Raw genomic sequence first — 22,897 nt, forward strand, 5'->3', positions numbered from 1 at the left:
CCACGGCTGATTATTCGACCACTGTCTTCAGATTCATGAATTCGTGGAGCCCATACGGCCCCAGTTCGCGGCCGTGGCCCGAGCGTTTGACGCCGCCGAACGGCGCGGCAGGCGAACTCGCGAGCATCTGGTTGATCGCGGTCATGCCGGCGGCGATGTCGCGGACGAAGCGCTTCTTTTCGGCCGCGTCGTTGGTCCACACACTCGATCCCAACCCGAAGGGAACGTCATTGGCGAGTCGAATCGCCGCGTCGATATCGGCAACCTTGAACACCATCGCGACGGGCCCGAACAATTCCTCGTGCGCAATCCTGTCGTCGAACGGCACGTCGACCAATATGCCCGCGGACATATAGGCACCCTTGCCGGGCAGTGCCTCGCCGCCGAACAGCAGCCGCGCGCCCGCCCTGGTCAATTGCTTCAATTGGTCGACCACGGTCTGGCGCTGCGCCTCGCTCGACAGCGGCCCCATATCGGTCGCCGCGTCGAACGGATCGCCCGTTTCAACCGCCTTCATGCCCGCGGTGAATTGCGCCATGAAGGCATCGTAGACCTCGGCGTGGACGATCATCCGCTTGGCGCAGATGCACGATTGGCCGGTGTTCTGGATGCGTGCCGTCACCGCCGTCGCCGCAGCCTTGTCGAGATCGGCCGAGGGCATGACGATGAACGGATCCGATCCGCCGAGTTCGAGCACGACCTTCTTGAGCGCCTTGCCCGCCGCGGCGGCGACCGCCATGCCAGCGCCCTCGCTCCCCGTCAGCGTCACCGCGACGATGCGGTCGTCGGCGATGATACCGGCCACCTTCGCACTCGGGATCGCGAGGTTCTGGAACAGCCCGGCGGGCGCGCCGGCCTTGAGGAGCGTCGCTTCCAGTGCCGCCGCGACCCCTTGCACGTTCGACGCGTGCTTGAGCAGCCCGACATTGCCCGCCATGATCGTCGGCGCGACGAAGCGGACGACCTGCCAATAGGGAAAATTCCACGGCATCACCGCGAGCACCGGCCCCATCGGCAGCCAGTGCGCGGTCGCGGTGCCACTTGCGATGTCGATGCGGCGATCCGCCAGCATCCCCGGCCCGTGAGCCGCATAATGACGGAACGCGGCGGCGCATTTCTCGACCTCGGCGATCGCGCTCTTGAGCGTCTTGCCCATTTCGCGCGTGGCGATTTCCGCGAGCGCGTGCTTGTCGGCCTCGAACGCATCGGCGATTCGGCCGAGCAGCGCGGTGCGGGTCGCATAATCGGTGACGCGCCACTGCGCGAACGCAGCGTGGGCCCGCGCAAGGCGGTTCTCGATCGCCGCGTCGGTGAGGATCTCATGGGTCGCGATCGTGTCGCCGGTCGCCGGGTTGATGCTCGTCAACATGGAAGGCTGCTCCTCGATTCGTTCTTCAACGCGGCGCGGGCGCGCACGTATCCTTGACCCTTCTCGCCCGGCTGCCGCATAGCACGATCCATGACCGCCGACCGACCGATTGAAGATCTGAGCTTCGAAGAAGCCCTGCGCGAGCTCGAGACGATCGTCTCGAAGCTCGAAAGTGGGGAGACGCCGCTTCAGGAGGCGATCGACCTCTATGAGCGCGGCAACAAGCTGCGCCGCCGCTGCACCGATCGGCTCGACGCCGCACAGGCGCGGATCGAGGCGATTCGGCTCGATGCCGAGGGGCGACCGACGGGCACCCAGCCCTTCGATGCCGGCTGACACGATTGTGGCCGAAGCGTCGCTCGCGCTCCGATCGGCGATGGCGCGCGTCCGTGAAGAAATCGACGCCGCGTTCGAGACGGTGCTCGGCGTTCCCGACGATCCGCGCGCCGCGCTCTATCGCGCGATGCGCTACGCGACGATCGGCGGCGGCAAGCGGCTGCGGCCCTTGCTCGTTACCGCGGTCGCTACGCTTTACGGGGTCGACCGCGAGGTCGCGGTGCGCGTCGGCCTCGGCATCGAATGCGTCCATGTCTATTCGCTGATCCATGACGATCTGCCCGCGATGGACGACGACGCCCTTCGCCACGGCAAGCCCACGCTCCACAAGGCGTTCGACGAGGCAACCGCGATTCTGGCCGGCGACAGCCTCCACACGCTGGCGTTCGAGCTGCTCGCCGATCCCGAAACGCATCCCGATCCGTTCGTGCGCGCCGAACTGGTACTGGCGCTCGCGCGGGCGGCCGGTCCAGCCGGCATGGCGGGCGGGCAGGCGATGGACATCGAGGCCGAACGCGCACGCTTCGATCTCGCGACGGTGACGCGGCTTCAGGCGATGAAGACCGGCGCGCTGATCGGCGCGGCGGTCGAAGCCGGCATGATCCTGGGGCGGGTGCCGCCCGAGGCGCGCACCCCCTTGCGCGGCTATGCGCGCGACATCGGGCTGGCGTTCCAGATTACCGACGATCTGATCGATGCCACCGGCGACGAGGACACCGCGGGCAAGAAGCTGCGCAAGGACGGTACGCGGGGCAAGGAAACCTTCCTGACGCTGCTGGGTGTCGATCGCGCGCGCGCGCAGGCGGCGCTGCTCGTCGATCAGGCGATCGCGCATCTGCGCGGCCACGGCACCGAAGCCGATATCCTGCGTGACATCGCCCGCTACGTACTCGAACGTGACCGGTGACCCTCCTCGCTGAAAAGGACGAAGCATGACCATCCGTACCGGTGTCTATCCCGGCACTTTCGATCCGATCACGCTCGGCCATATGGACATCATCCGCCGCGGCGCGAAACTCGTCGACCGGCTGGTCATCGGCGTCACCACCAATCCGTCGAAGAACCCCATGTTCTCGGTCGCGGAACGGATGGAGATGGTGCAGCGCGAGGTGGCGGGGATCGCGGGCGAGATCCACGTCGTCAGTTTCGATTCGCTGCTGATGGACTTCGCCGAGCGCGAGGGCGCGTCGATCATCGTGCGCGGGCTGCGCGCGGTCGCGGATTTCGAATATGAATATCAGATGGCGGGGATGAACCAGGCGCTCAACAACCGGATCGAGACGGTGTTCCTGATGGCCGATGTCGCGTTGCAGCCGATTGCGAGTCGCCTGGTGAAGGAGATCGCGCTGTTTGGGGGCGAGATCCGCAAGTTCGTGACGCCCGCGGTCAAAGACGAGGTGATGGCACGCGTCGACACGATCGGCCGCAAGGGCAGCTAGGGTCAGGCCCGGCGATGATGTTCAGATTGGCGCAAGCGGCGTTTTGGTTTAAGCGCACCGCCCATCGGCTTCCCACGGGGTGTGCATGCGTTTCATCTTCAGTCTGATCGCGCTCGTCGGCGCCGTGTTCGCGCTGCCCGCGGCGGCACAGGTGATCGACGTCCAGGTGCCGGGCCGCGCCCCAGCGGCGTCGCCTACCGACCCCGAAAACATCTGGGTGCTCGACCTGTCGACCGGCGGCCGCGTCAAGATCTGGCTACGCCCCGATGTCGCGCCCAAGATGGTCGAGCGGATCAAGACGCTGACCCGACAGCATTTCTATGACGGCATCACCTTCCACCGCGTGATCGAAGGCTTCATGGCGCAGGCCGGCGATCCCAAGGGCGACGGCACCGGCGGATCGGACCTGCCCGACGTGCCCGCCGAGTTCAATTATCTGCCGCACGTGCGCGGCGCGGTGGCGGCCGCACGACAGGGATCGGCCCCCAATGCCGATCCGGAAACGCGCAAGAAGGCGGAAGATTCGGCCAACAGCCAGTTCTTCATCGTCTTCCAGCCCAAGCTTCAGCTCGACAAGGATTATACGGTGTTCGGCCGCGTGATCGAGGGCATGGGCTATGTCGACGCGCTGCCGCGCGGCGAACCGCCGGCGGAGCCGGGCCGCATCCTCCACGCCTATATCGCCGCCGACAATCCGCCCGCTTACCAGCCCACGGCACCGGCCCCGACCGAAGCGCCAACAGTGCTGCCGGGCGCGCGGCCTGCGAACACGGCGGCCAGGCCCGCCGGCAAATAGGGGCCATGGGGCCCGATGAAGGTCGATCTTTTCGATTTCGAACTTCCGTCCGAACGGATCGCGCTGCGGCCGGCGGTCCCGCGCGATGCGGCGCGAATGCTCGTGCTCGACGGTGCCGGAACGCGCGACACCCATGTCGGCGCATTGCCGCAGATGCTGCGGCCGGGCGATCTGCTGGTGTTCAACGATACGCGCGTCATTCCCGCCCAGCTCGAAGGCAGGCGCGGTGCCGCAACGATCGGTGCGACGCTCCACAAGCGCGAGGGCCCGCGCCGCTGGCGCGCGTTCATCCGCAACGCCAAGCGGCTGCACGACGGTGATCGAATCGATTTTGGCCATGATGTATCGGCGATTGCCAGCGACCGCGCCGAGGACGGCAGCTTCGCGCTCAGCTTCGCGGGCGACGAGCCGGTCGAACTGCTGCTGACCCGCGCCGGGCAGATGCCGCTGCCGCCCTATATCGCCGGCAAGCGCGCCACCGACGCGCGCGATGCCGAAGATTACCAGACGATGTTCGCGCGCGAGGCCGGCGCCGTTGCCGCGCCCACCGCCGCGCTCCATTTCACCCCCCGGCTGATCGACGCGCTGGCGGCGGCCGGGATCGGCCACACCACGCTAACGCTCCACGTCGGCGCGGGCACCTTCCTGCCGGTCAAGACCGACGATACCGACGACCACAGGATGCACGCCGAATGGGGTCGGCTCGATGCGGCGACCGCCGACCGGCTCAACGCCGTGCGCGCGGGCGGAAACCGCGTCATCGCGGTCGGCACGACCAGCCTGCGCGTGATCGAGAGCGCGACGGGCGAGGACAATGTCATCCGGCCGTTCGAGGGCGACACCGCGATCTTCATCACGCCGGGCTATCGGTTTCGCGGGATCGACGGGCTGATGACCAATTTCCATCTGCCGCGATCGACGCTGTTCATGCTGGTCTCGGCGCTGATGGGGCGCGAGCGGATGCAGGCGGCCTATGCCCATGCCATCGAAACCGGCTATCGGTTCTACAGTTATGGGGATGCGTCGCTGCTGCTCCCTGAAAGGACCTGATATGCGTTTGCTGCTCGCGCTTCCGCTGCTTGCCCTCGCGCTTCCCGCGGGCGCGCAGACCACGCCGCAGGCGGGCGAAATTCCCTATGTCACCCCACTGGGCCAGCCGCCGATTTCGACGATGGTGGTCGAACCGGTGGCGATGATGCTCGCGGCGTGCGACGCCGATGGCGACGCCCGCGTCACGCGCGACGAGGCGCGCGCGTGCCTCGCCAGGAGCTTTGCGAGCATCGATACGGCAGGCGCGGGCTCGCTTGGCTATATCGCTTATTCGGACTGGGCCGAGCGGTATCTCGGCGATCGCAACGCGCTGCCGAGCCCGTTCGAGACCGACACCGACCATGACAACCGCATCACGCTCGCCGAACTGACCGCCAAGATCGACACGATCTTCGACCGGCTCGACCGCGATCGCGACGGCGTGCTGATCCGGTCCGAGCTGCTGACGATCCGGCCGGGCGGGTTCGATCGCCAGCGCAAACGCCGCTGAGCCGCGCTCAACCGAGGTGAAGCGCGAGCCAGATTGCCGGCGGGGCGCTGCTGGTGTGCGTCACCCAATGCGGCGTGCCCGCGGCGATGAACACATGATCGCCAGCCCCCAGCGATAGTTCCGGGGCATCGCCGAGCCTGAGCCGCGCGGTGCCGCCCAGCAACAGCACCCATTCGTCGGTTTCCTGCACCATCGGTGCATCGACGGGGGTCGCTTGTCCTTGGGACACGATTCGTTCGAGCCGCACGCCGGGGCGCGACAGCAGATCGGTGAAAACCTCGCCCGCACTGGCGGAGGGCAGCGGGGCAAACAGGTTGGCGGGCGCATCGTTCATCGTCACACCGTTGCGCATCCCGACCTTCCACGGCAAGAGCGCGACACCATGCCTCGCTTTGATTTTGCCATCCACGCCACCGACGGCGCCGCGCGCACCGGCGCCATCACGATGGAACGCGGGGTGATCCGCACGCCCGCCTTCATGCCGGTCGGCACCGCCGCCACCGTCAAGGCGATGAAGCCCGCCGACGTGCACGCCGCAGGCGCCGACATCATCCTCGGCAACACCTATCATCTGATGCTGCGCCCCGGTGCCGAGCGCGTCCACCGGCTGGGCGGCCTGCACGATTTCATGGGCTGGGAGCGCCCGATCCTGACCGACAGCGGCGGCTATCAGGTGATGAGCCTCGCCGATCTCACCAAGCGCTCCGAAGACGGTGTCGCGTTCAAATCGCACCTCGATGGGTCGCGACACCTGCTCAGCCCCGAACGCTCGATCGAGATCCAGCGGCTGCTCGGCTCGAACATCGTCATGGCGTTCGACGAACTCGTCCCCACCACCGCGACGCGCGAGGTGCAGGCCGCCGCGATGGAGCGATCGATGCGCTGGGCCAAGCGCAGCCGCGCGGCGTTCGATACCGGCGAAGGCCATGCCGAGCACAATGCGATCTTCGGCATCCAGCAGGGCGCGCTCGACGAAGGGTTGCGCAAGGCGTCGGCCGACGCGCTGATCCACATCGGTTTCGACGGCTATGCGGTAGGCGGGCTCGCGGTCGGCGAGGGGCAGGAAGCGATGTTCGGCTGCCTCGATTATGCGCCGCAGCAACTGCCCGCCGACAAACCGCGCTATCTGATGGGGGTCGGCAAGCCCGACGACATCGTCGGCAGCGTCGAGCGCGGGATCGACATGTTCGATTGCGTGCTCCCCACCCGATCGGGTCGCACCGGGCAGGCCTTTACCCGTGCAGGGCCGATCAACATCCGCAACGCGCGCTTCGGCGAGGATCAGGGCCCGCTCGATCCGACATGCGGCTGCCCGGTGTGTGGCGGATGGAGCCGCGCCTATCTCCACCATCTCGTCCGCGCGGGCGAAATTCTCGGCGCGATGCTGATGACCGAGCACAATATCTGGTTCTACGAAGCGCTGATGGCCGATCTGCGCGCCGCGATCGCCGACGGACAGCTCTCAACCTTTGCCGATGATTTCCGGGCGCGCTATCATGGCCATGCGTGATCGGACGATGACGCGGCGAATAGAGACAACCATTGCCGAGGACGCCTTGACCTGAGATTACGGATATCGGCGCCCGCCGATGCGTTGACCCGCCCTTCCATCCCCCAGATCGGACGCATAGCTTGACCGACAGCAATCCGGATTGTCCCAACGAGATCACCGCCGCGGCACGCGATGCGCGCGCGCATGACGAAGCCGCCGCCTCGGCCAAGGAGGCGCATCAGAAGCGCCGTCGCTGGCCGATCGCCTCGATCGGGATCGGGATCGGCTCGGCCGCGCTCACCGCCGCCTTCCTGTATGCGGGCCGGAATCGCGACAGGAAGAAATAACGGCTGTCCTAGTCGGTTGACACAGCGCGATCGCGCAGCGCACCACAAGGCATCAACCGTTCGCCTTGGGGAGCCCTTTGATGCTATTCCGTGCCGCCCTGTTGCTCGGCGCCGCCGCGCTGCCGTTTGCCGTCCAGGCGCAGACCGCCGCACCGGCGAGCGCCCCTGCCGCCAGTTCCTCGGTCAAGCCGATCGCCTTTACCGAACGCACGCTCGCCAACGGCCTGCGCGTCTATGCGATCCACGATCCCGCAACCGCCAATGTCTCGATCAACGTTTGGTACGACGTGGGCTCGAAGGACGATCCGCAAGGGCGCTCGGGCTTCGCCCACATGTTCGAACATCTGATGTTCAAGGCGACGCGCAACCTCGTCCCCGAGCAACTCGACCGGCTGACCGAGGATGTCGGCGGTTATAACAACGCCTCCACCAATGACGATTATACCAATTATTACGAAGTGGTCCCGGCCAACCATCTGCAACGCCTGCTGTTCGCCGAGGCCGATCGGATGGCGAGCCTGGTGGTCGAGCCGACCAGCTTCGCCTCCGAACGCGATGTGGTGAAAGAGGAATTGCGGCTGCGCGTGCTCGCACAGCCTTATGGCAAGTTGTTCTACGTTTATTTCCCGCAAATCTCGTACAGCAAACATCCTTATGCGCGGCCGGGCATCGGCAGTATCGAGGATCTCGAAGCCGCATCGATCGACGATGTCCGCGCCTTCCATGCCACCTATTACCGGCCCGACAATGCGATCCTGGTGGTCGCGGGCAATTTCGACCCCGCCCAGCTCGACCAGTGGATCGACCAGTATTTCGCGCCGATCGCCCGGCCCGACCGGCCGATCCCGCGCGTCACCGTCAGCGAGCCGGCGCGCACCAGGGCGGCGCATTATACGGTGTACGAGCCCAACACCCCGCTGCCCGCGGTACTGATCAGCTATCCGCTGCCGCCCGACAACAGCCCCGACATGCCCGCGCTCAGCGTGCTCGATGCGATCCTTTCCAAGGGCGAGAGTTCGCGGCTCTATCACGATCTCGTCTATCGCGATCAGATCGCACAATCGGCGGATACCTATCTTGACAGCAAGCAGCAGACCGGCGCGCTCGCGCTCTATGCGATCATGGCCGGCGGCAAGGACGCCGCCGACGGCGAAGCGGCGCTGCGCAAGGAAGTCGCGCGGCTGCGCGACGCGCCCGTCACCGCCGCTGAACTCGCCGAGGCCAAGAACGAGCTTCTGACTGCGGCGATCCAGAGCCGCGAGACCGCCGCGGGCAAGGCCAATGTGCTCGCCGCATCGGTGATCATCGACGGTGATCCGCGCGCGGCCGACAAGCAACTCGCCGCGATCGCTCAGGTGACGGCCGCCGATATCCAGCGCGTCGCCAGGATCTATCTTGCCGACGAGCATTCGGCTGCGATCCGCTATCTGCCCGCCGAGAGCGCGCCCGCCGGCGCCAAGGGCGATACCGTATCGGTGCCCGCCAGCGTCGTCACTGCGCCGCTCGCCGCCCCCGCCGACATCAGGATCGTGACCCCTGCCTCCGACAGCGCGCGCGTGCTGCCGCCCGCACCGGGCAGGCCGGTGCCGGTTACCGTGCCGACGCCGGTCGAGACCCGGCTCGCCAACGGGATGCGGCTGATCACGGTTGCGAAGCACGATCTGCCGCTCGTCACGGCCACGGTGGTGAGCGGCGGCGGCGCTGCGCTCGATCCGATGGGCCGGGCAGGGCTCGCCAGCCTGACCGCCGGGTTGATGACCAAGGGCACAGCCACACGCTCGGCGACCGATATCGCCAGCCAGATCGAATCGCTCGGCGGCGCGATCGCGAGCAGCGCCGATTGGGACGGTTCGTCGGTGACCGTCACGATCAAATCCGACCAACTGGCGCCCGCGCTCGGCATCCTTGCCGACGTGACGCGCAACCCCGCCTTCGCCGCCGACGAGATCGACCGCGCCCGCGCGCAGGCGGTCGACGCCGCCAATCTCCAGATGACCGATCCGATGGCGCTCGCCGGGCTGGTCGCGAATCGGGCGATCTTCGGCGCGCAGCCTTATGGTCATGTCCTTGGCGGCACGCCGACGTCGCTCCCGGCGATCGTGCGCGACGACATCACCACCGCTTATGCCACGAGCTGGCGCCCCGACGAGGTCGCGCTGGTACTGGTCGGCGATATCACGCCCGACGCGGCCAGGATGCTGACCGAACGTCAATTCGGCGACTGGAAGGCAACCGCGCGCCCGACCCGGGCCACGCCGACCACCGCGGCCCCGCCCGCGCCGAAGGTCGTCGTGGTCGATTTTCCCGATGCCGGACAGGCCGGGATCGTCGTCGGCCGCCCCGCGATCGCGCGCAGTGACAGCCGCTTTTACGCCGCACAGGTCGCCAACGCGACCCTGGGCGTGGGTTTCTCGTCGCGGCTCAACCAGGAAATCCGCATCAAGCGCGGGCTTTCCTATGGCGCCAGCAGCCAGATTCCCGACCGCCGCGCCGTCGCGCCGTTCAAGGCGGGCACGCAGACCAAGAACCCGTCGGCGGCCGAGGTCGTCTCGCTGATCGTCGCCGAGATGGCGAAACTGGGCGCCGCACCCGCCACTGCCGCCGAACTCGACACGCGCAAGGCAGTGCTGGTCGGCGATTTCGGGCGCGCGGTGGAGACGACCGATGGCATCGCCGGCATCCTTGGTGATTATATCGAGGAGGGCGTGCCGCTGGCCGAGCTCAAAACCTATTCGAGTGACATCACCGGAGTCAGCCCGGCTGCGGTTCAGGCCGCGGCGGCCGAGCTGTTCGCCCCCAAGGGAGCGAGCATCGTCGTGGTGGGCGATTCGAAGCAGTTCATCGGCGATCTGCGCAAGACCTATCCCGATCTCGAGCTGATCCCGTCGAGCGCGCTCGACCTGGACCAGCCGGTGCTGAAATAATCGAGGCGAGGCGCGAGTGGCGGCGCAGCAGACCGCCACTGGTGCCGGCGCCGAAGATCGCGGGTCGCAACACGATCCGGGTTCCCCCCCGTCGCGCAGGAGCCCAGCTCCCGCGCGCCATGACGGCGCCGGCACGGTGCGGTGGCAGAGGGCTCCCCCCAATGCTCTGCACCGATTGGGCCTTGTCGCCCATATCGTCGCCGTAACGAATGGTCATTTTTGCGTAAATCAATTTACGCGCTTATTCTGCGCGGCCTGAAGCCGATTGATCTGGGGGGACAATCACCATGGGCACCGGGCGCGTCAGCGACCCCGTGAGCGGCGTGCCGTTCCGGCGGGCGCGACATTTTCTTGCACACCCGCAATTCGCACCGGCGCGCAACGCATATATTGCTCAATTATCAGAGCTTTACAGCGATCAGCCCTTTTTGAGCCAGATGATGGGCGAGGCCGCGCGTGTCGTCCTGTTCAATCTGATCGTCAGCCTCCACGCCCGGTACCAACCCGGCGAGCGCGCATCGCGGCCGACATTGGCGAATCTCAAACGCGCGCTTCGGGCCTATGGGTTGAGCAGCCCGCGCCGAATCGAAGCGCTGGTCGCGCGCCTTGTCCAGGTCGGCTATCTGCGCACCGAAACCGCGCCCGACGATCGACGGGTGCGACTGCTGGTGCCGTGTGCCCCGATGATCGCGCACGACCGCGAATGGCTGGCGCTGCACTATACGCCGTTGGCCCTGCTGTTTCCCGACGATCCGGCCTATCACCGACCGCTGGCGCGCGATCCCGATTTCCAGCGTGAGCAACGCCGTGCCGCCGGCGGCACGATCCCGCATTCGGCAGGGGCATTGCTAAGCAATCCCGCAATCATCCTGTTCGGCAAACGCACGGCGGGGTTCCTGATCCTCGCGGCTCTCGGCGATGCCGCCACGCAGGCCGAGGACGGCATCGCCCGGATTCCCGTAGCCGAGCTTGCCCGGCGTTTCGCGGTCTCACGCGCGCATGTGCGCCCGCACGCTTGCCGCAGCCGACGCTGCAGGGCTGATCGGGTTCGACCCCGCCGACGAACGCGGCGTCATCCTCATGCCCGCGCTGTGGCGCGCGGTCGACCGTTTCATCGCCTTATCGATGGAGCGCCACGATCTGACCGCGATGATCGCGTTGCGGGCGCTCGACGCCCCGGAGAAGCATCCCTAACATTGAGACAACCACCTTTCGTCCCGCGCGGGGACAGTTCGAGATGGGGTCTGATCGCGCCGCGGGTTTTGCGCTATGCGCCATCGCGTGATCGCGCGTCTTATCAACCACAAACACGCCCGCGAACTGGCATTGGCCTGTGTCGGTTTCCTGATCTGCGCGGGGGTATCGGCGCATGGCGCCCTCCGCGCGATCGCGGCGCACCCCGCGGCGACCGCCTCGATCAGCCCCTCAGCCCCCGTCGCTACCGACGCTGCGGCACCCGCGCCCGGCACCACCGGCACCACCACACTCCCCGACCTGCCGATTCCCCTCGATGCCAGTCTGGGCGACGGCTCGGTGCTGCCCGCACGCGCTTTTTCGATGGCGGCGGCAAGCCCGATCGATCGATCGCGCGCGCTCACCTGCCTTGCCGACGCGATCTACTACGAGGCCGCGTCGGAGAGCGATGCCGGGCAGCGCGCGGTGGCGCAAGTGGTACTCAACCGTGTCCGCCATCCCGCCTTCCCGGCAACGGTATGCGGCGTCGTCTTTCAGGGTTCGGCGCGCACCAGCGGCTGTCAGTTCAGCTTCGCGTGCGATGGCGCGATGGCGCGCACGCCAACACGCGCCGCCTGGATCAAGGCGCTCGACATCGCCTCGGCTGCGCTGGGGGGCTATGTCTTTGCGCCGGTCGGGCTGGCGACGCATTACCATACCTATGCGGTGACCCCGGTGTGGAACCGGCAATTGGTGATGACCGACGCGATCGGCGCTCATTTTTTCCATCGCTGGCGCGGCTGGTGGGGCACGCCCGCCGCGTTCAACCAGCCCTATATCGGCGGCGAACCGCTGCCGGGGCCGCACACGCGCCCCGACACACCCCCGCTGTCAACGCCGACGCTCGCCGGGGCGTCGCACGCGCCCGCCGCGAACGCCAGTGCCGCCATACCGAGCCCGGTTAAAGCCGAGCCGGCGGCGCTTGCGATGGTCCAGCCGGCTTATGCCGATAGCGGCGCGCTGCGGGGCGCGCTCGCCGCGCGCACCGCGCAGCAGGACAGGCTACCGCAAAGCCCGATGCTCGATCGCTGGAAAGACACGGGCAAGCCGCTGCAATAACCTCGCCGTCATATCGCAAGGCTATTTCGCCAGATATTTATCGAACCATGCGATCGTGCGGTCGCGCATATCGCCGGCGTGATCGGGATCGCGGATGCCATGGCCTTCGCCTTCGTAGATCACCAGCGTGGTCGGCACGCCCTGGTCCTTGAGCGCATGCCACCATTCGAGCGATTGCGTCGGCGGCACTTCGATGTCGCGCTCGCCGACATAGATGAAGGTCGGCGTCTTGGCGTTCCTGACGTAATTGACCGCCGAGACGCGGCGATAGGCCTCATAATCCTCGTAGAGCGGCTTGCCGAAAAAGGGCAGCATCCAGGTGTTGATGCCGTTGGTGCCATAGTAACTGACCCAGTTGGACAGCCCCGCCCCCGCCACGATCGCCTTGAAGCGATCGGTCTGCGTGTTGGCCCACATCGCCATGAAGCCGCCATAGCTGCCGCCCATCAACCCGAGCCGGCCGCCGTCGATCGGCGCCTGCTGCTCGACCGCGTCGATCCCGGTCAGGATATCGCGCAGATCGCCGCCGCCGAAATCGCGCCGGTTGGCCTGCACGAACGCCGCCCCCTGCCCGTAGCTGCCGCGCGGATTGGGCAGAAACAGCCAATAGCCCTTGCGCAGCAAGTCGATCGTCGTGCCCGCGGCGGCGAAGCGCGGCATGCTCGCCGCTGCCGGGCCGCCGTGGACGATCGTGATCATCGGCGCCCTGGTGGCCGGATCGGCACCGATCGGCGCGAGCAGCCACCCTTGCACGTCGTAATGTTCGTTCTTCCAGCGGATGCTGCGCGCCTCCATCGCCGGCGCGATTCCATCGTTATCGTGGGTGATCTGCCGGGGGCCGGCGGCGCTGCCCGCGAAGATGGCCGGCGCGTGGGTGAAATCCTGCACCACGGTGGCGATGGTCTTGCCGTCGGCACTATAGGCCACCTTGCCGTCGCCCGCGGCAAAGCTTGCCATCCTGCGCCAGCCGGTGGTCGGCGCGCCGGTGGCATCGAGCGTATTGAGTTCGAGCGTTTCGGCGGCGAGCGCGACGGTATGGATGCCGCTCGGCAGCCAATCCATCGACACGTTGGTGGTCGTCGACCCTTTGGTGAGGTTGGTGGGCGTGCCCCCCGCGAACGGCACGGTGTAGACATCACCGCCGATCGAGCCGAAATCGCTCATCAGTCCGCCGATATAGGCGACCGACGCACCATCGGGCGAGACGCGCGGCTGGTTGAGCTGGGTCGTCGGCCTGGCGATGGTGCGCACCGCGCCGGTGACGGCATCGACCGCGTCGAGCGTCGCCACCCACCAATTGGCGTCGCCATTGCCGACCGCGCTGGTGACGACGAGGCTGCGGCCGTCGGGCGCCCAATCATATTCGTAGATATAGCGATCGGGCGGCGTGACGGCGCCGGCGGCGATGCTGGCGCCGACATCGAAGATCGCCAGCCGCTGCTCGTCATAATGCTCGCCGATCTCGCCGACCTGGCGCACCCCTGCCTGCGTCGCCCCCGCCTCTTTCCGCGCGCCGATCGTGACCAGCAGCGCGATTCGCTGCCCATCGGGCGAGAAACGCGGGGTGGCCGCGATGCCGTTGATCGTGGCGAGCGTCGCCGCCCGATTGCCCTTCACGGTTTCGAGCCGGGTGACACCGCCGTCGCGCATCAGGAACGCCACCGTACCATCGGGGCCGAAGGTAGGATCAGCATAGCTGCACGCCGCGCACGGATCGATCGTGCGCAGGATGCGGCCGTCGCGGGCGTCGCGCAGGGTGATCGCCGTGCCGGTTTTCGCGTTGGTCTCGATTGTCGCCAGCGTGGTGCCATCGGGCGAGATCGCGAGATCGCCATATTGATGCGTCGCGGCCAGCGCGGGGGTGGCGATCGACACAAGAAGCAAGGCGAGCGGCAAGCGCATGAGAAGCCCTCCGATTCAGACAGAATCGCTCGATAGCATAGCCGCGCGCGACGCCGGAAAAATTCAATGCGCGGTGGTGCCGGGGGGCGCCGGATCGGTGGCGGCAGCGGGCGGGGACGACGGCTGACACTGTTTGTGCTTGAGCCAGCGATCGAGCGCGACAGCGGCGACCCCGGCGGCAGCGCTCGCGAATTGCGCGCCTGCAGCGTGCGGATCGCGATCGGACCGCTCGTCCTGCACCTTATCGGATTCGGGTTCGGGCGTGGCCGTCGGCTCGGCCGCCGCGTGCTTGCGGCGCGCGAACGCCGCGATCGCCGCCATCAGCCCGGCCGCCGCCAGATCGCGCCCCACGGGGGTGTCGAGCGCAGCGAGCAGCTTGCCGCCCTTCTTGCGGAGTTTCTTGGGGATTTTGACCCCGGCGATCTGCTTCGGCAGCTTGGTTTTCTTCGTCTTGCCCATCTCGGCGTCCTTCAGATCCGATGCCCGGCATCGGAGTGGCGTGTTATTCATATATAACACCCCGTCTCGGCCAAAGATAGCGCAATAGGGCCGGGGTGCTTGACGAACCCCCATTGCCCGCGCCAGTTGCGCGGCATGACACCGCCGCCCCCGCCCCCGCTCCAGCCCCAGTCCGATCCGCACGGCTTCAAGCGTCGCGGCGTCCTGTTCGTCCTGTCCTCGCCCTCGGGCGCGGGCAAATCGACCATCGCGCGCAAGCTGCTCGCCGCGCATGCCGAACTCGGCGTGTCGGTATCGGCGACGACGCGGCCGATGCGCCCCGGCGAAGTCGACGGCAAGGATTACCATTTCGTCGATCTCGAGGAATTCCGGCGCATGACCGCCGATGGCGAATTTCTCGAATGGGCGCATGTCTTCGGCCATCGCTACGGCACGCCGCGCGCGCCGGTCGAAAAGATGCTCGCCGAGGGCAAGGACGTGCTGTTCGACATCGATTGGCAGGGCGCGCAGCAATTGTTCCAGATCGCCGGCGGCGACGTGGTGCGCACCTTCATCCTGCCGCCCTCGATGGAGGAGCTTCACCAGCGGCTGCTCAAGCGCGCGACCGACACGATCGAGGTGATCGACGCCCGGATGCAGCGCGCCGCCAACGAGGTGAGCCACTGGGACGGCTACGAATATGTGCTCGTCAACGATGATGTCGAGGAGTGCTTCACCAACGTCTGCACGATCCTCGAGGCCGAGCGGCTCAAGCGGTCGCGCCAGACCGGGCTGATCGGGTTTATCCGCAAGCTCGTCCGGTAAGCGGGCGCCGCAATCTAGAGGTTGATCCACTGACGTGGAAGCGGCCCCGGCCCTCTCCCCCACCCCTCCTCTCAGTCAGGATAATGTCTTGGGAGGAGGGGTGGGGGAGAGGGCCGGGGCCGCGCCCGGATTCAGCAAAGCTGAATCCGGCTCTAGCGTAGCAATCCGAGGAAGCGCACACCGGCATCGAATTCGGCACGGTGGGCGGCGCGTGCGCGCGCGGCGAGGTCGTCCTCGCCCCATTGCTCGGCCTGCCATTGCTCGTCGATCTGCGCCGCCGTCCAGACGCTATCGGCATCGGCGGCGCCCTCGAACAGCGCCAGCGCGGCGACGAGCGAGCCCGAGACGGTGACGATCGGCGACAGCCCGGCCAGCTCGAACGGCGTCCGCGCGGCCACCGCATCGGCGAGCCGCGTGATCGTCGCCTCGGGCTGGGCGCGGTGGATGACGCCGGTGACAATCTCGAAATGCACGTCGTAGCGGCACTGCGCCCAGGCGAGCAACGGGCCCCATGACACCGCCTGCCGCGCGACCAGATCGGGCGGCGATTCGGCGCGATAGCAGAGCAGATCGCTCTCGCCGTAGCGCGCCAGCCCGTCGGCGAAGCGCGCCGGATCGCCCGCGATGCGATCAATCGCCGCATTGGCCAGCCCGGTGAGCGGCATCGCGCGCGGATCGACCGTCTCGGCCACGCCGCGCCATTCGCCGGCGACCGCCTCGGCCAGCGCGGGGGTGGGCAGCACCAGCGGCGCGCGGCCCGGCGTGCGAATCGGGCGGCCATCGAGCGCGACGCCGCCGTCGACGACCTGTACCTCTTTCCAGAAGCGCTTCATCGATCGCCGCCGCTGCGCCAGCGATGCGCGAGCGCGCGCGGCACGGTTGCGATCATGTAGAGCGCGGCGAGGACGATGGCGGCACCGAGCGCCTTTTGCGGCCAGGCGTGCGCGCGCGCGAGCAGCACCACGCCGAACACCGCCCCCATCGCACCCGCGATGCGCGTCGCCGTCATCGCGAAATAGCGGTTGCGGGCGGTTCGGGGATCGGCCGGGTCGGTCATGCTGCCTCCATGCACGGCGCCAGGTGCGCCGCGGTCTCGGCGATCGCATGCGCGCCGGCAGCGGTGAGTTCGTCGCGCGCATGATAGCCCCAGGCGACGCCCACCGCACGCGTTCCCGCGGCGCGCGCCATCGCCATGTCGAAGCTGGTATCGCCGATCATCACGCTGGTGTCGGGCGCCGCCCCCGCCTCGGCGATCGCGGCCTCGAGCATCGACGGATGCGGCTTGGACGGGTGGCGATCGGCGGTCTGGAGCGTGACGAAGCGCGCCGACAGGCCGTGCGTGGCGAGGATATGCGCGAGTCCGCGATCGGACTTGCCGGTCGCGACGCCCAACAACCAGCCCTCGGCCTCAAGCACATCGAGCGCCTCGGCCACGCCATCGAACAACGGTTCCTCAGCGAGTCCGCCATTGGCGCGCAGCGTGGAGAAAATGTGCTTGTAGGTTTCGGCAAGGCGGATGTGATCGTCGGCCTGCGCCTCGGGCAGCAGCACCGCCATCGCCTCGATCAGGCTCAGCCCGACGATGCGGCGGATCGCCACGCGCGGCGGCGGCGCGATGCGGTGCGCGGCAAAGGCCTGCTCGACCGAGCGACAGATATTGATCTGGCTGTCGACGAGCGTGCCGTCGCAATCGAAGATCGCGAGCCGGTTCATAACTGGCGCATCCAGTGCGCGATCGCGCGGCGGCCCTGCGCATCGAGCGCATCGGCAGCCGCCAATCGCGCCGATTCGGGCTTGTTCTGGTTGAGCTTGATCGTGCCGCGCCACGCCTGGATGCGGAGGCGGAAGCCCTTGATCCCGCGCAGCAGCGCCTCGAACGCGGCGCGTTCCATCTTGTCGCGGCTCCACGCGGGCTTGGGCGCCAGCCGCGCCTCATGGGCCAAGGCGAGCGCATCGAGTTGCGCGATCAGGCCATCGCGATCGAGTGGCGAGACCCTGCCCTCGAGTTCGACCGCGACATAATTCCACGTCGGCACCTGATCGGTATCGAGCCCGTAATGATCGGGGCTGACATAGGCATCGGGACCGTTGATCACGAACAGGCCGGTGGCACCGTCGAGATGGCGGGTGAGCGCATTGCCGCGCGCGAGGTGGAAGGTCAGATCGTCGCCATCCCACGTCACCGGAAGGTGCGCGACGCGCGGGCCATCGGGGGTAGCGGCGAACAGCGCCCCGAACGCCACCTGCTCGACGAGCGCGCGCATCGCCGCGCGATCTTCCCAGCGAAAGCTGCCGTTCGGGTGCATCAGCCGCGCCGGCGGCCGCGCTCGCCCCGCCGTTCCTTGCGCACCTGCTTGGCATGGGCCTTGGCCTGCGCTTTCTTGATCGCGCGGGTGGGCGGCGGCGCGTCGTCGGCGAGCGGCAAGGCATCTCCCAGCGCAACGTCGAAGCCGAGCAACCCCATGCTTTCGGCGACATGCGCGGGCAGTGGCGCGGTGACGTCGACCTGCCCGCCATCGGGATGGTCGATACGGATGCGGCGCGCGTGAAGGTGCATCTTGCGGCTGACGCCCCCGGTGAGGAACGCCGCCTGCCCGCCATATTTGCCGTCGCCGACGATCGGATGGCCGATCGCCGCCATATGGACGCGCAACTGGTGGGTGCGCCCGGTAAGCGGCTGCAACTCGACCCAGGCGGCGCGATTGCCGGCGCGTTCGATCACGCGGTAGCGGGTACGCGCGGCCTGCCCACTTTCTTCATCGACGTGCATCTTCTCGCCGCCGGTGCCGGGTTGCTTGGCGATCGGCAGATCGATGAAGCCGTCTTCGATGCCGGGGACGCCGACGATCAGCGCCCAATAGACCTTGCGCGCGGTGCGCCCCGAAAAGCTCTTGGCGAAGAAGGCGGCGGCGCGCGACGTGCGCGCGAGCAGCAGCGCACCGCTGGTATCCTTGTCGAGCCGGTGGACGAGCTTGGGCCGGCTTTCGGCGTCGAAGGTAAGCGCGTCGAGCAGGCCGTCGACATGGTCGTGCGTCTTGGTGCCGCCCTGCGTCGCCAGCCCCGCCGGCTTGTTGATGACGATCGCCTGCGCATCGCGGTGGATGACAAGCTCGCGCATGAAGGCGATCTGGTCATCGCTGAGCGGCGGACGCTCGCGCCTGGGCCTGGCGATCGCGGCCCTGGCGGGTTCGAGCGGGGGCACGCGGAGCGTCTGCCCCGCCTGCAGGCGATCGCCCGGCGTCGCGCGGTTGCCGTCCACCCGAAGCTGGCCGGTGCGGGCCCATTTGGCGACGACGGTATAGGTCGCCTCGGCCATATGGCGCTTGAACCAGCGATCGAGCCTGATGCCGTCGTCGTCGGCCGAGACCTTGAACTGGCGGACCTCGTCGGCGCTCATGCAAACGCCCGCGTCACCGCGAGCCCCCCGAACAGCGCCAATACCGAACCGATCACCGACACCAGCACATAACCCAGCGCGACACTCCAATCGCCGCGCTCGATCATCGTCACCACGTCGAGCGAGAAAGAGGAGAAGGTCGTAAAGCCGCCGAGCACGCCGACGCCCATGAACAGGCGCAGATTCTCATGGCCGATCGACTGGCGCGCGAGCACCCCGACCAGCAACCCCATGACGAAGCCGCCGACCAGATTGACCGTCAGGATTCCCCATGGATAGCCCGGCCCGAAGGCGTGGAGGGTCCACCTGCCGACGAGATGGCGGGCACCGGCACCCAGGGCACCGCCCAGAATGACAAGGAGAAACGCAAGCATGAGACGCGCGTTAGCGCAGGTCGGCGGCCGTGAGAAGCACGGTCAACCCGCAGCATTGACGACAAGATCGACGAGGCTGCCGCCATCGGCATAAGGCTGGGCGACAACGACATAGCCATGACGCCCCCGAGCGCGCGATCCGCGAAGCACTGCCAGCGCTCCATCCATACCGTAATCGGCGGTAAAACCGGCCGCGGCAGCGTGGGCATGATAGATGCGCATCACATCCTCGACCGAGGCCGCGGACACGAAGCGCACCGCACGTAGCGCGCATCGATCGCTATCGGCACCGGCAGCGATCAGTACCCGTGCATCGCTGGCCAAGGGCAGCGCGGCGGGCATCCGCGCTGCCCAGCGCGCCGAATAGCGAAGCTGCGCGGCACAGCCACGCAGCGCGGGATCGGCCTGGACCGCTGCGAGCGCGCCCAGCGTCAGCGCGCCACGGGCCTGTTTGCAGGCCGGGCAGTCGGCGTGCGGCGCGGGCATCTCACCCGCCGGCACCACAGGCGGCGCGAGCGGGGCGATGGCGATCGGCGGCAGCCCACCCGATGGCGGGCGATCGGGCGGGCGCAGCGCATCGCCATTGGCCTGCTGGCCGAGATCGGGATCGACGAGGATCGGATCGGCCAGCGCCTCGGCGAGCGCGGGATCGAACCCGGCGACGCGCGATGGCGCGGCGGCGTTTGGCGCCTCGCGACCGCAGGCGGCCAGCGCGAACGCCGCGAGCATCCCGGCGACAATGATCGTGATCGGCGCGCGCGGCACGGATTCATCCTGTCCGTCGAAAAGACGGTAAATGACCCCGAAAAGTTTAAAGTCGGTTGATCGCACCGTACATGCGCGGGCAGGCTTGCCACCGCGCCCGCGCCAACACAGGATGCGCCATGCTCAACATTCTCTCTTTTCTGGTCGGGATCGTCGCGCTGGCGCTGGCGGTTCCTGCGTTCGTCCCGCTGCTCGGCTGGATGAACTGGGGCGTGCTGCTGATCGCGGTGGTGGGGTTCGGGCTGGGGGCGCTGTCATCGCGCAACGGCGGCCGCAACTTCAACCTGGTAGTGATTCTGGTGTGCGTCGTGCGGCTGTTTCTGGGCGGCGGCCTGATCTGACGCGCGGGAAGGCCCGGCCGCAGCCGGCCCTTCCCCGCTTGCGCGCGATCAGCGGCAAACGATCTGGCCGCGATCGATTTCGTTGCCGAGCAGCGCCCCCGCGCCCGCACCGAGCAGCGTCCCGAGCACGCGTGACTCGCCATTGGTAATGAAGTTGCCGACCACCCCACCGGTAAGGCCGCCGATAATCAGCCCCGTCGTACCATCCGACCGGCGACAGTAATAACGCCCGTTGTTGCCGCGATAGATGCGATCCGCCCGCGTCAGGCGACGTGGCTGGTAATAGCGCCCGTCGCGATAATAGCGGTCGGCATAATAATGGCGGTAGCCGGGCTCGTAACGGTTCCAGTCGTAGCTGCGATAGCGCCGCCAGTCTCGCATGTCCTTGCGGCGTTCGCGCTCAGCCTTGCGGATATCCTTGCGATAATTGCGCTCTGCCTTGCGCACGTCCTTGTGCGAATCGGCGCGCCGCAAATCGCGACGGTAATCCCGATCGGCGTCCCGCACGTCGTGACGATACTCGCGTTCGACCTGGTAAGGGCTTCGCTGGGCGGCGGCGGGCATCGCCGTCACGGTGACGGCGAGCGCGGTCGCGGCAAGAATCAAGATGCGCATGGTCCAACTCCTTCGTCTCTGCACGACAACAGGCGAAGACGTTAGACCATGCGATGTGAACCGCAGAAGCACCGGCCGTTCACCACGCCGAAAGCCGCCGCGCCTCCGTTCAACCGTCGTTCAACCGATAATCCAGCGAAATTTCGGCATTGAGCACCTTCGAGATCGGGCAATTCTGCTCGGCACCTCTGGCGATCTCGGCGAAGCGTGCCGGATCGATGCCGGGGACGCTGGCCTTGAGCGTCAGATCCGAACGCGTCACCTTGAAGCCATCGCCATCCTTGTCGAGCGCGACCTTGGCCGTGGTCTCCAGCGTGCCGTCGGCAAAGCCCGCTTTCGCCAACCCGAAGCTGAGCGCCATCGTGAAGCACGAGGCGTGCGCGGCGGCGATCAGTTCTTCGGGGTTGGTGCCGGGGGCACCCTCGAACCGGGTGGTAAAGCCATAAGGCTGGTCGGCGAGCACGCCCGAACCGGTCGAGACATGCCCCTTGCCGTCCTTGCCTAGCCCTTCATAGCGCGCCGAGGCGCTGCGAATTATCGACATTTCGCGTCCCCCTTGTCGATCGCCTGACCGGCAATCGCACCGGCCCCGGCGCCGAGCAGCGTGCCCAGCAGCCCCGAACCGCCCGGCGCGATGATGTTGCCGAGCACGCCGCCGCCGAGCGCACCGACGATCAGGCCGGTCGTGCCGTCGTCGCGCTTGCAATAATAGCGGCCGTCGGAGCCGCGATAGACGCGATCCTCGCGGGTCAGCCGGCGTTCGCGATAGCGCTTGTCGTTACGATAATGACGATAGGCATCGTAATTGCCCTCGGGCGCCTGGCTGTAGCTGGGGCCATAGCGGCTGTCGTAACGATTGCTGGAACCGTACGTATCGGCGCACGCGCCCAGCGCCAACAACGATACCGCGCCGAGCGCGATCAGAATCGGCTTCATCAAATCAATCCTTCTTTTTGGCCGGAGCGGCACCGATGCCGGCGGCGGATGACGAGCGATACCGTGCAGCACGGCTCGATACGATAGCGAAACGCTCGCCCCACGATCGGGTTGCATCGGGGGGCACGAAAGCACGCGTTGATAGATGCTGTCGGGGCTGTGCAACATCGTGACCCATCATGCACGATATCCACGTTATCCACAGGCTGGACGGGGCCTTATGTGCTTGGCGCGACTCGGGAAAGATGACAGCATCACCACTGTAGACCGATGAGATCGAAGCGAGAAATCGCCGAAAGATCAGGAGTTTACGGCTGAGCCAAAGCACTGGTGCCGCAAGGAAACCGTGGTTCGGATCAGTCAGGATAAGGACTTCGTGAAGCCTTGCCGGATTGTCGCGCAAGCGATCGTCCACAGGCATCGCAAAGGACGCATCCGCCCCGTCTCAACCATGCCTTCGGGCACAGGTAGAGGCAGGCCGCGACCGGGCCGAGCGCCGCGCCCCCTTTCACCGGGTGGGACACGGCTATCGGAAACCGGCACGACCACAGCGGCGCGGGCACGATCTCGATCGACCCGCGACGCCAGGCCGCCGAGGCCGAAACCGCGGCGTGTCTTCGGACACGCAGACGGACGGCCCCGGTGACCGACCCGCGACAGGCGCGCCTTTCGAGGAGCGTTTGAAGCATGCCGCTGACCTGGATCAGGCGGCTGCCCTTCGGGGCTGGCCGGCTGAGCGAAGTCCGGCGACACGGAGGGGTCGACAGCA

The 22,897-nt window shown here is 67.3% G+C and carries 28 protein-coding genes; 13 read left to right on the plus strand and 15 right to left on the minus strand.

Annotated elements, in window-relative coordinates; all coding sequences use genetic code 11:
• Positions 1-10 precede the first annotated feature (10 nt).
• The gene (locus tag NFE57_RS01470; protein ID WP_252133779.1) at positions 11-1,369 is read right to left on the minus strand and encodes an NAD-dependent succinate-semialdehyde dehydrogenase; all 1,359 of its coding nucleotides are present in this window, start codon (positions 1,367-1,369) and stop codon (positions 11-13) included.
• 90 nt (positions 1,370-1,459) lie between these two features.
• Here NFE57_RS01470 and NFE57_RS01475 point away from each other — a divergent pair, with 90 nt between their 5' ends.
• The 6 genes from NFE57_RS01475 to NFE57_RS01500 all read left to right on the plus strand — a co-directional run bounded on the left by NFE57_RS01475 (position 1,460) and on the right by NFE57_RS01500 (position 5,480).
• Positions 1,460-1,705: an exodeoxyribonuclease VII small subunit gene (locus NFE57_RS01475; RefSeq protein ID WP_252133780.1), complete on the plus strand. Its 246-nt coding sequence runs from the start codon at positions 1,460-1,462 to the stop codon at positions 1,703-1,705.
• Positions 1,695-2,612, plus strand: a complete 918-nt coding sequence (locus NFE57_RS01480; RefSeq protein ID WP_252133781.1) for a polyprenyl synthetase family protein — start codon at positions 1,695-1,697, stop codon at positions 2,610-2,612. Before NFE57_RS01475 ends, NFE57_RS01480 begins: the two co-directional genes overlap by 11 nt.
• A 25-nt stretch (positions 2,613-2,637) precedes the next feature.
• Complete coding sequence (gene coaD / locus NFE57_RS01485; RefSeq protein ID WP_252133782.1) at positions 2,638-3,144, plus strand: pantetheine-phosphate adenylyltransferase; 507 nt, start codon at positions 2,638-2,640, stop codon at positions 3,142-3,144.
• Between the two features lie 85 nt (positions 3,145-3,229).
• Positions 3,230-3,940 carry a peptidylprolyl isomerase gene (locus NFE57_RS01490; RefSeq protein ID WP_252133783.1) on the plus strand — a complete coding sequence of 237 codons (711 nt, stop codon included), beginning with the start codon at positions 3,230-3,232 and terminating at the stop codon, positions 3,938-3,940.
• A gap of 15 nt (positions 3,941-3,955) precedes the next feature.
• Positions 3,956-4,990 (plus strand): tRNA preQ1(34) S-adenosylmethionine ribosyltransferase-isomerase QueA, encoded by a 1,035-nt coding sequence (gene queA, locus NFE57_RS01495; RefSeq protein WP_252133784.1) that lies wholly within the window; start codon positions 3,956-3,958, stop codon positions 4,988-4,990.
• Position 4,991: 1 nt separating this feature from the next.
• The gene (locus NFE57_RS01500; protein ID WP_252133785.1) at positions 4,992-5,480 is read left to right on the plus strand and encodes an EF-hand domain-containing protein; all 489 of its coding nucleotides are present in this window, start codon (positions 4,992-4,994) and stop codon (positions 5,478-5,480) included.
• A gap of 7 nt (positions 5,481-5,487) precedes the next feature.
• Here the strand turns inward: NFE57_RS01500 and NFE57_RS01505 are convergent, their stop codons facing one another.
• Complete coding sequence (locus NFE57_RS01505; RefSeq protein ID WP_252133786.1) at positions 5,488-5,832, minus strand: cupin domain-containing protein; 345 nt, start codon at positions 5,830-5,832, stop codon at positions 5,488-5,490.
• 30 nt (positions 5,833-5,862) lie between these two features.
• Here NFE57_RS01505 and tgt point away from each other — a divergent pair, with 30 nt between their 5' ends.
• The 3 genes from tgt to NFE57_RS01520 all read left to right on the plus strand — a co-directional run bounded on the left by tgt (position 5,863) and on the right by NFE57_RS01520 (position 10,243).
• Positions 5,863-6,990 carry a tRNA guanosine(34) transglycosylase Tgt gene (gene tgt / locus NFE57_RS01510; protein WP_252133787.1) on the plus strand — a complete coding sequence of 376 codons (1,128 nt, stop codon included), beginning with the start codon at positions 5,863-5,865 and terminating at the stop codon, positions 6,988-6,990.
• Positions 6,991-7,112: 122 nt separating this feature from the next.
• Positions 7,113-7,319: a hypothetical protein gene (locus tag NFE57_RS01515; protein WP_252133788.1), complete on the plus strand. Its 207-nt coding sequence runs from the start codon at positions 7,113-7,115 to the stop codon at positions 7,317-7,319.
• 80 nt (positions 7,320-7,399) lie between these two features.
• Positions 7,400-10,243, plus strand: coding sequence for a M16 family metallopeptidase (locus tag NFE57_RS01520; RefSeq protein WP_252133789.1), 2,844 nt, complete (start codon positions 7,400-7,402; stop codon positions 10,241-10,243).
• 401 nt (positions 10,244-10,644) lie between these two features.
• Here the strand turns inward: NFE57_RS01520 and NFE57_RS01525 are convergent, their stop codons facing one another.
• On the minus strand, positions 10,645-11,076 hold the full coding sequence (locus NFE57_RS01525) for a hypothetical protein (RefSeq protein WP_252133790.1): 432 nt from the start codon (positions 11,074-11,076) through the stop codon (positions 10,645-10,647).
• A 166-nt stretch (positions 11,077-11,242) separates the two neighbouring features.
• Between NFE57_RS01525 and NFE57_RS01530 the strand changes: the two genes are divergently transcribed.
• A complete protein-coding gene (locus NFE57_RS01530; protein WP_252133791.1) occupies positions 11,243-11,437 on the plus strand; it encodes a hypothetical protein in 195 nt (64 codons plus the stop codon).
• A gap of 87 nt (positions 11,438-11,524) precedes the next feature.
• The gene (locus NFE57_RS01535; RefSeq protein WP_382279179.1) at positions 11,525-12,535 is read left to right on the plus strand and encodes a cell wall hydrolase; all 1,011 of its coding nucleotides are present in this window, start codon (positions 11,525-11,527) and stop codon (positions 12,533-12,535) included.
• A gap of 21 nt (positions 12,536-12,556) precedes the next feature.
• Here NFE57_RS01535 and NFE57_RS01540 read toward each other — a convergent pair whose 3' ends face one another.
• Both NFE57_RS01540 and NFE57_RS01545 read right to left on the minus strand, forming a co-directional pair.
• Entirely contained in the window at positions 12,557-14,437 is a 1,881-nt protein-coding gene (locus NFE57_RS01540; protein WP_252133792.1) for a S9 family peptidase, read from the minus strand.
• A gap of 63 nt (positions 14,438-14,500) precedes the next feature.
• Positions 14,501-14,896 carry a hypothetical protein gene (locus NFE57_RS01545; protein ID WP_252133793.1) on the minus strand — a complete coding sequence of 132 codons (396 nt, stop codon included), beginning with the start codon at positions 14,894-14,896 and terminating at the stop codon, positions 14,501-14,503.
• A gap of 135 nt (positions 14,897-15,031) precedes the next feature.
• Here NFE57_RS01545 and gmk point away from each other — a divergent pair, with 135 nt between their 5' ends.
• Positions 15,032-15,700, plus strand: a complete 669-nt coding sequence (gene gmk, locus NFE57_RS01550) for a guanylate kinase (protein ID WP_252133908.1) — start codon at positions 15,032-15,034, stop codon at positions 15,698-15,700.
• Positions 15,701-15,852: 152 nt separating this feature from the next.
• On the opposite strand, the gene NFE57_RS01555 is transcribed toward gmk, so the two are convergent.
• Genes NFE57_RS01555 through NFE57_RS01585 form a run of 7 tightly spaced genes read right to left on the minus strand, consistent with a single transcriptional unit; the run spans position 15,853 to position 20,236 of the window.
• Positions 15,853-16,533, minus strand: a complete 681-nt coding sequence (locus tag NFE57_RS01555) for an ATP12 family chaperone protein (protein ID WP_252133794.1) — start codon at positions 16,531-16,533, stop codon at positions 15,853-15,855.
• On the minus strand, positions 16,530-16,757 hold the full coding sequence (locus NFE57_RS01560) for a hypothetical protein (protein WP_252133795.1): 228 nt from the start codon (positions 16,755-16,757) through the stop codon (positions 16,530-16,532). The genes NFE57_RS01555 and NFE57_RS01560 overlap by 4 nt, the downstream gene beginning before the upstream one ends.
• Positions 16,754-17,413 (minus strand): HAD-IA family hydrolase, encoded by a 660-nt coding sequence (locus tag NFE57_RS01565; protein ID WP_252133796.1) that lies wholly within the window; start codon positions 17,411-17,413, stop codon positions 16,754-16,756. The genes NFE57_RS01560 and NFE57_RS01565 overlap by 4 nt, the downstream gene beginning before the upstream one ends.
• Positions 17,410-18,006 (minus strand): FMN-binding negative transcriptional regulator, encoded by a 597-nt coding sequence (locus NFE57_RS01570; protein ID WP_252133797.1) that lies wholly within the window; start codon positions 18,004-18,006, stop codon positions 17,410-17,412. Before NFE57_RS01570 ends, NFE57_RS01565 begins: the two co-directional genes overlap by 4 nt.
• The gene (locus tag NFE57_RS01575; RefSeq protein ID WP_252133798.1) at positions 18,006-19,097 is read right to left on the minus strand and encodes an RluA family pseudouridine synthase; all 1,092 of its coding nucleotides are present in this window, start codon (positions 19,095-19,097) and stop codon (positions 18,006-18,008) included. The genes NFE57_RS01570 and NFE57_RS01575 overlap by 1 nt, the downstream gene beginning before the upstream one ends.
• Positions 19,094-19,471, minus strand: coding sequence for a fluoride efflux transporter CrcB (gene crcB / locus NFE57_RS01580; protein WP_252133799.1), 378 nt, complete (start codon positions 19,469-19,471; stop codon positions 19,094-19,096). Before crcB ends, NFE57_RS01575 begins: the two co-directional genes overlap by 4 nt.
• A gap of 42 nt (positions 19,472-19,513) precedes the next feature.
• Positions 19,514-20,236, minus strand: a complete 723-nt coding sequence (locus NFE57_RS01585; protein WP_252133800.1) for a hypothetical protein — start codon at positions 20,234-20,236, stop codon at positions 19,514-19,516.
• Positions 20,237-20,355: 119 nt separating this feature from the next.
• On the opposite strand from NFE57_RS01585, the gene NFE57_RS01590 reads away from it, so the two are divergent.
• Positions 20,356-20,577: a hypothetical protein gene (locus NFE57_RS01590; protein ID WP_252133801.1), complete on the plus strand. Its 222-nt coding sequence runs from the start codon at positions 20,356-20,358 to the stop codon at positions 20,575-20,577.
• 48 nt (positions 20,578-20,625) lie between these two features.
• On the opposite strand, the gene NFE57_RS01595 is transcribed toward NFE57_RS01590, so the two are convergent.
• The 3 genes from NFE57_RS01595 to NFE57_RS01605 form a co-directional block, all read right to left on the minus strand.
• Complete coding sequence (locus NFE57_RS01595; protein ID WP_252133802.1) at positions 20,626-21,192, minus strand: glycine zipper 2TM domain-containing protein; 567 nt, start codon at positions 21,190-21,192, stop codon at positions 20,626-20,628.
• 109 nt (positions 21,193-21,301) lie between these two features.
• The gene (locus tag NFE57_RS01600; protein ID WP_252133803.1) at positions 21,302-21,736 is read right to left on the minus strand and encodes an OsmC family protein; all 435 of its coding nucleotides are present in this window, start codon (positions 21,734-21,736) and stop codon (positions 21,302-21,304) included.
• Positions 21,727-22,128: a glycine zipper 2TM domain-containing protein gene (locus NFE57_RS01605; protein WP_252133804.1), complete on the minus strand. Its 402-nt coding sequence runs from the start codon at positions 22,126-22,128 to the stop codon at positions 21,727-21,729. Before NFE57_RS01605 ends, NFE57_RS01600 begins: the two co-directional genes overlap by 10 nt.
• Positions 22,129-22,897 lie beyond the last annotated feature (769 nt).

The sequence above is a fragment of the Hephaestia sp. MAHUQ-44 genome, assembly GCF_023806085.1.
Taxonomy (GTDB): domain Bacteria; phylum Pseudomonadota; class Alphaproteobacteria; order Sphingomonadales; family Sphingomonadaceae; genus Sphingomonas.

What these genes read in the sequence shown, in the direction of transcription:
- NFE57_RS01470 (WP_252133779.1), bottom strand. Translation starts at nt 1,369, where the DNA reads ATGTTGACGAGCATCAACCCGGCGACCGGCGACACGATCGCGACCCAT.
- NFE57_RS01475 (WP_252133780.1), top strand. Translation starts at nt 1,460, where the DNA reads ATGACCGCCGACCGACCGATTGAAGATCTGAGCTTCGAAGAAGCCCTG.
- NFE57_RS01480 (WP_252133781.1), top strand. Translation starts at nt 1,695, where the DNA reads ATGCCGGCTGACACGATTGTGGCCGAAGCGTCGCTCGCGCTCCGATCG.
- coaD (WP_252133782.1), top strand. Translation starts at nt 2,638, where the DNA reads ATGACCATCCGTACCGGTGTCTATCCCGGCACTTTCGATCCGATCACG.
- NFE57_RS01490 (WP_252133783.1), top strand. Translation starts at nt 3,230, where the DNA reads ATGCGTTTCATCTTCAGTCTGATCGCGCTCGTCGGCGCCGTGTTCGCG.
- queA (WP_252133784.1), top strand. Translation starts at nt 3,956, where the DNA reads ATGAAGGTCGATCTTTTCGATTTCGAACTTCCGTCCGAACGGATCGCG.
- NFE57_RS01500 (WP_252133785.1), top strand. Translation starts at nt 4,992, where the DNA reads ATGCGTTTGCTGCTCGCGCTTCCGCTGCTTGCCCTCGCGCTTCCCGCG.
- NFE57_RS01505 (WP_252133786.1), bottom strand. Translation starts at nt 5,832, where the DNA reads ATGCGCAACGGTGTGACGATGAACGATGCGCCCGCCAACCTGTTTGCC.
- tgt (WP_252133787.1), top strand. Translation starts at nt 5,863, where the DNA reads ATGCCTCGCTTTGATTTTGCCATCCACGCCACCGACGGCGCCGCGCGC.
- NFE57_RS01520 (WP_252133789.1), top strand. Translation starts at nt 7,400, where the DNA reads ATGCTATTCCGTGCCGCCCTGTTGCTCGGCGCCGCCGCGCTGCCGTTT.
- NFE57_RS01525 (WP_252133790.1), bottom strand. Translation starts at nt 11,076, where the DNA reads ATGCGGGATCGTGCCGCCGGCGGCACGGCGTTGCTCACGCTGGAAATC.
- NFE57_RS01530 (WP_252133791.1), top strand. Translation starts at nt 11,243, where the DNA reads ATGTGCGCCCGCACGCTTGCCGCAGCCGACGCTGCAGGGCTGATCGGG.
- NFE57_RS01540 (WP_252133792.1), bottom strand. Translation starts at nt 14,437, where the DNA reads ATGCGCTTGCCGCTCGCCTTGCTTCTTGTGTCGATCGCCACCCCCGCG.
- NFE57_RS01545 (WP_252133793.1), bottom strand. Translation starts at nt 14,896, where the DNA reads ATGGGCAAGACGAAGAAAACCAAGCTGCCGAAGCAGATCGCCGGGGTC.
- gmk (WP_252133908.1), top strand. Translation starts at nt 15,032, where the DNA reads ATGACACCGCCGCCCCCGCCCCCGCTCCAGCCCCAGTCCGATCCGCAC.
- NFE57_RS01555 (WP_252133794.1), bottom strand. Translation starts at nt 16,533, where the DNA reads ATGAAGCGCTTCTGGAAAGAGGTACAGGTCGTCGACGGCGGCGTCGCG.
- NFE57_RS01560 (WP_252133795.1), bottom strand. Translation starts at nt 16,757, where the DNA reads ATGACCGACCCGGCCGATCCCCGAACCGCCCGCAACCGCTATTTCGCG.
- NFE57_RS01565 (WP_252133796.1), bottom strand. Translation starts at nt 17,413, where the DNA reads ATGAACCGGCTCGCGATCTTCGATTGCGACGGCACGCTCGTCGACAGC.
- NFE57_RS01570 (WP_252133797.1), bottom strand. Translation starts at nt 18,006, where the DNA reads ATGCACCCGAACGGCAGCTTTCGCTGGGAAGATCGCGCGGCGATGCGC.
- NFE57_RS01575 (WP_252133798.1), bottom strand. Translation starts at nt 19,097, where the DNA reads ATGAGCGCCGACGAGGTCCGCCAGTTCAAGGTCTCGGCCGACGACGAC.
- crcB (WP_252133799.1), bottom strand. Translation starts at nt 19,471, where the DNA reads ATGCTTGCGTTTCTCCTTGTCATTCTGGGCGGTGCCCTGGGTGCCGGT.
- NFE57_RS01590 (WP_252133801.1), top strand. Translation starts at nt 20,356, where the DNA reads ATGCTCAACATTCTCTCTTTTCTGGTCGGGATCGTCGCGCTGGCGCTG.
- NFE57_RS01595 (WP_252133802.1), bottom strand. Translation starts at nt 21,192, where the DNA reads ATGCGCATCTTGATTCTTGCCGCGACCGCGCTCGCCGTCACCGTGACG.
- NFE57_RS01600 (WP_252133803.1), bottom strand. Translation starts at nt 21,736, where the DNA reads ATGTCGATAATTCGCAGCGCCTCGGCGCGCTATGAAGGGCTAGGCAAG.
- NFE57_RS01605 (WP_252133804.1), bottom strand. Translation starts at nt 22,128, where the DNA reads ATGAAGCCGATTCTGATCGCGCTCGGCGCGGTATCGTTGTTGGCGCTG.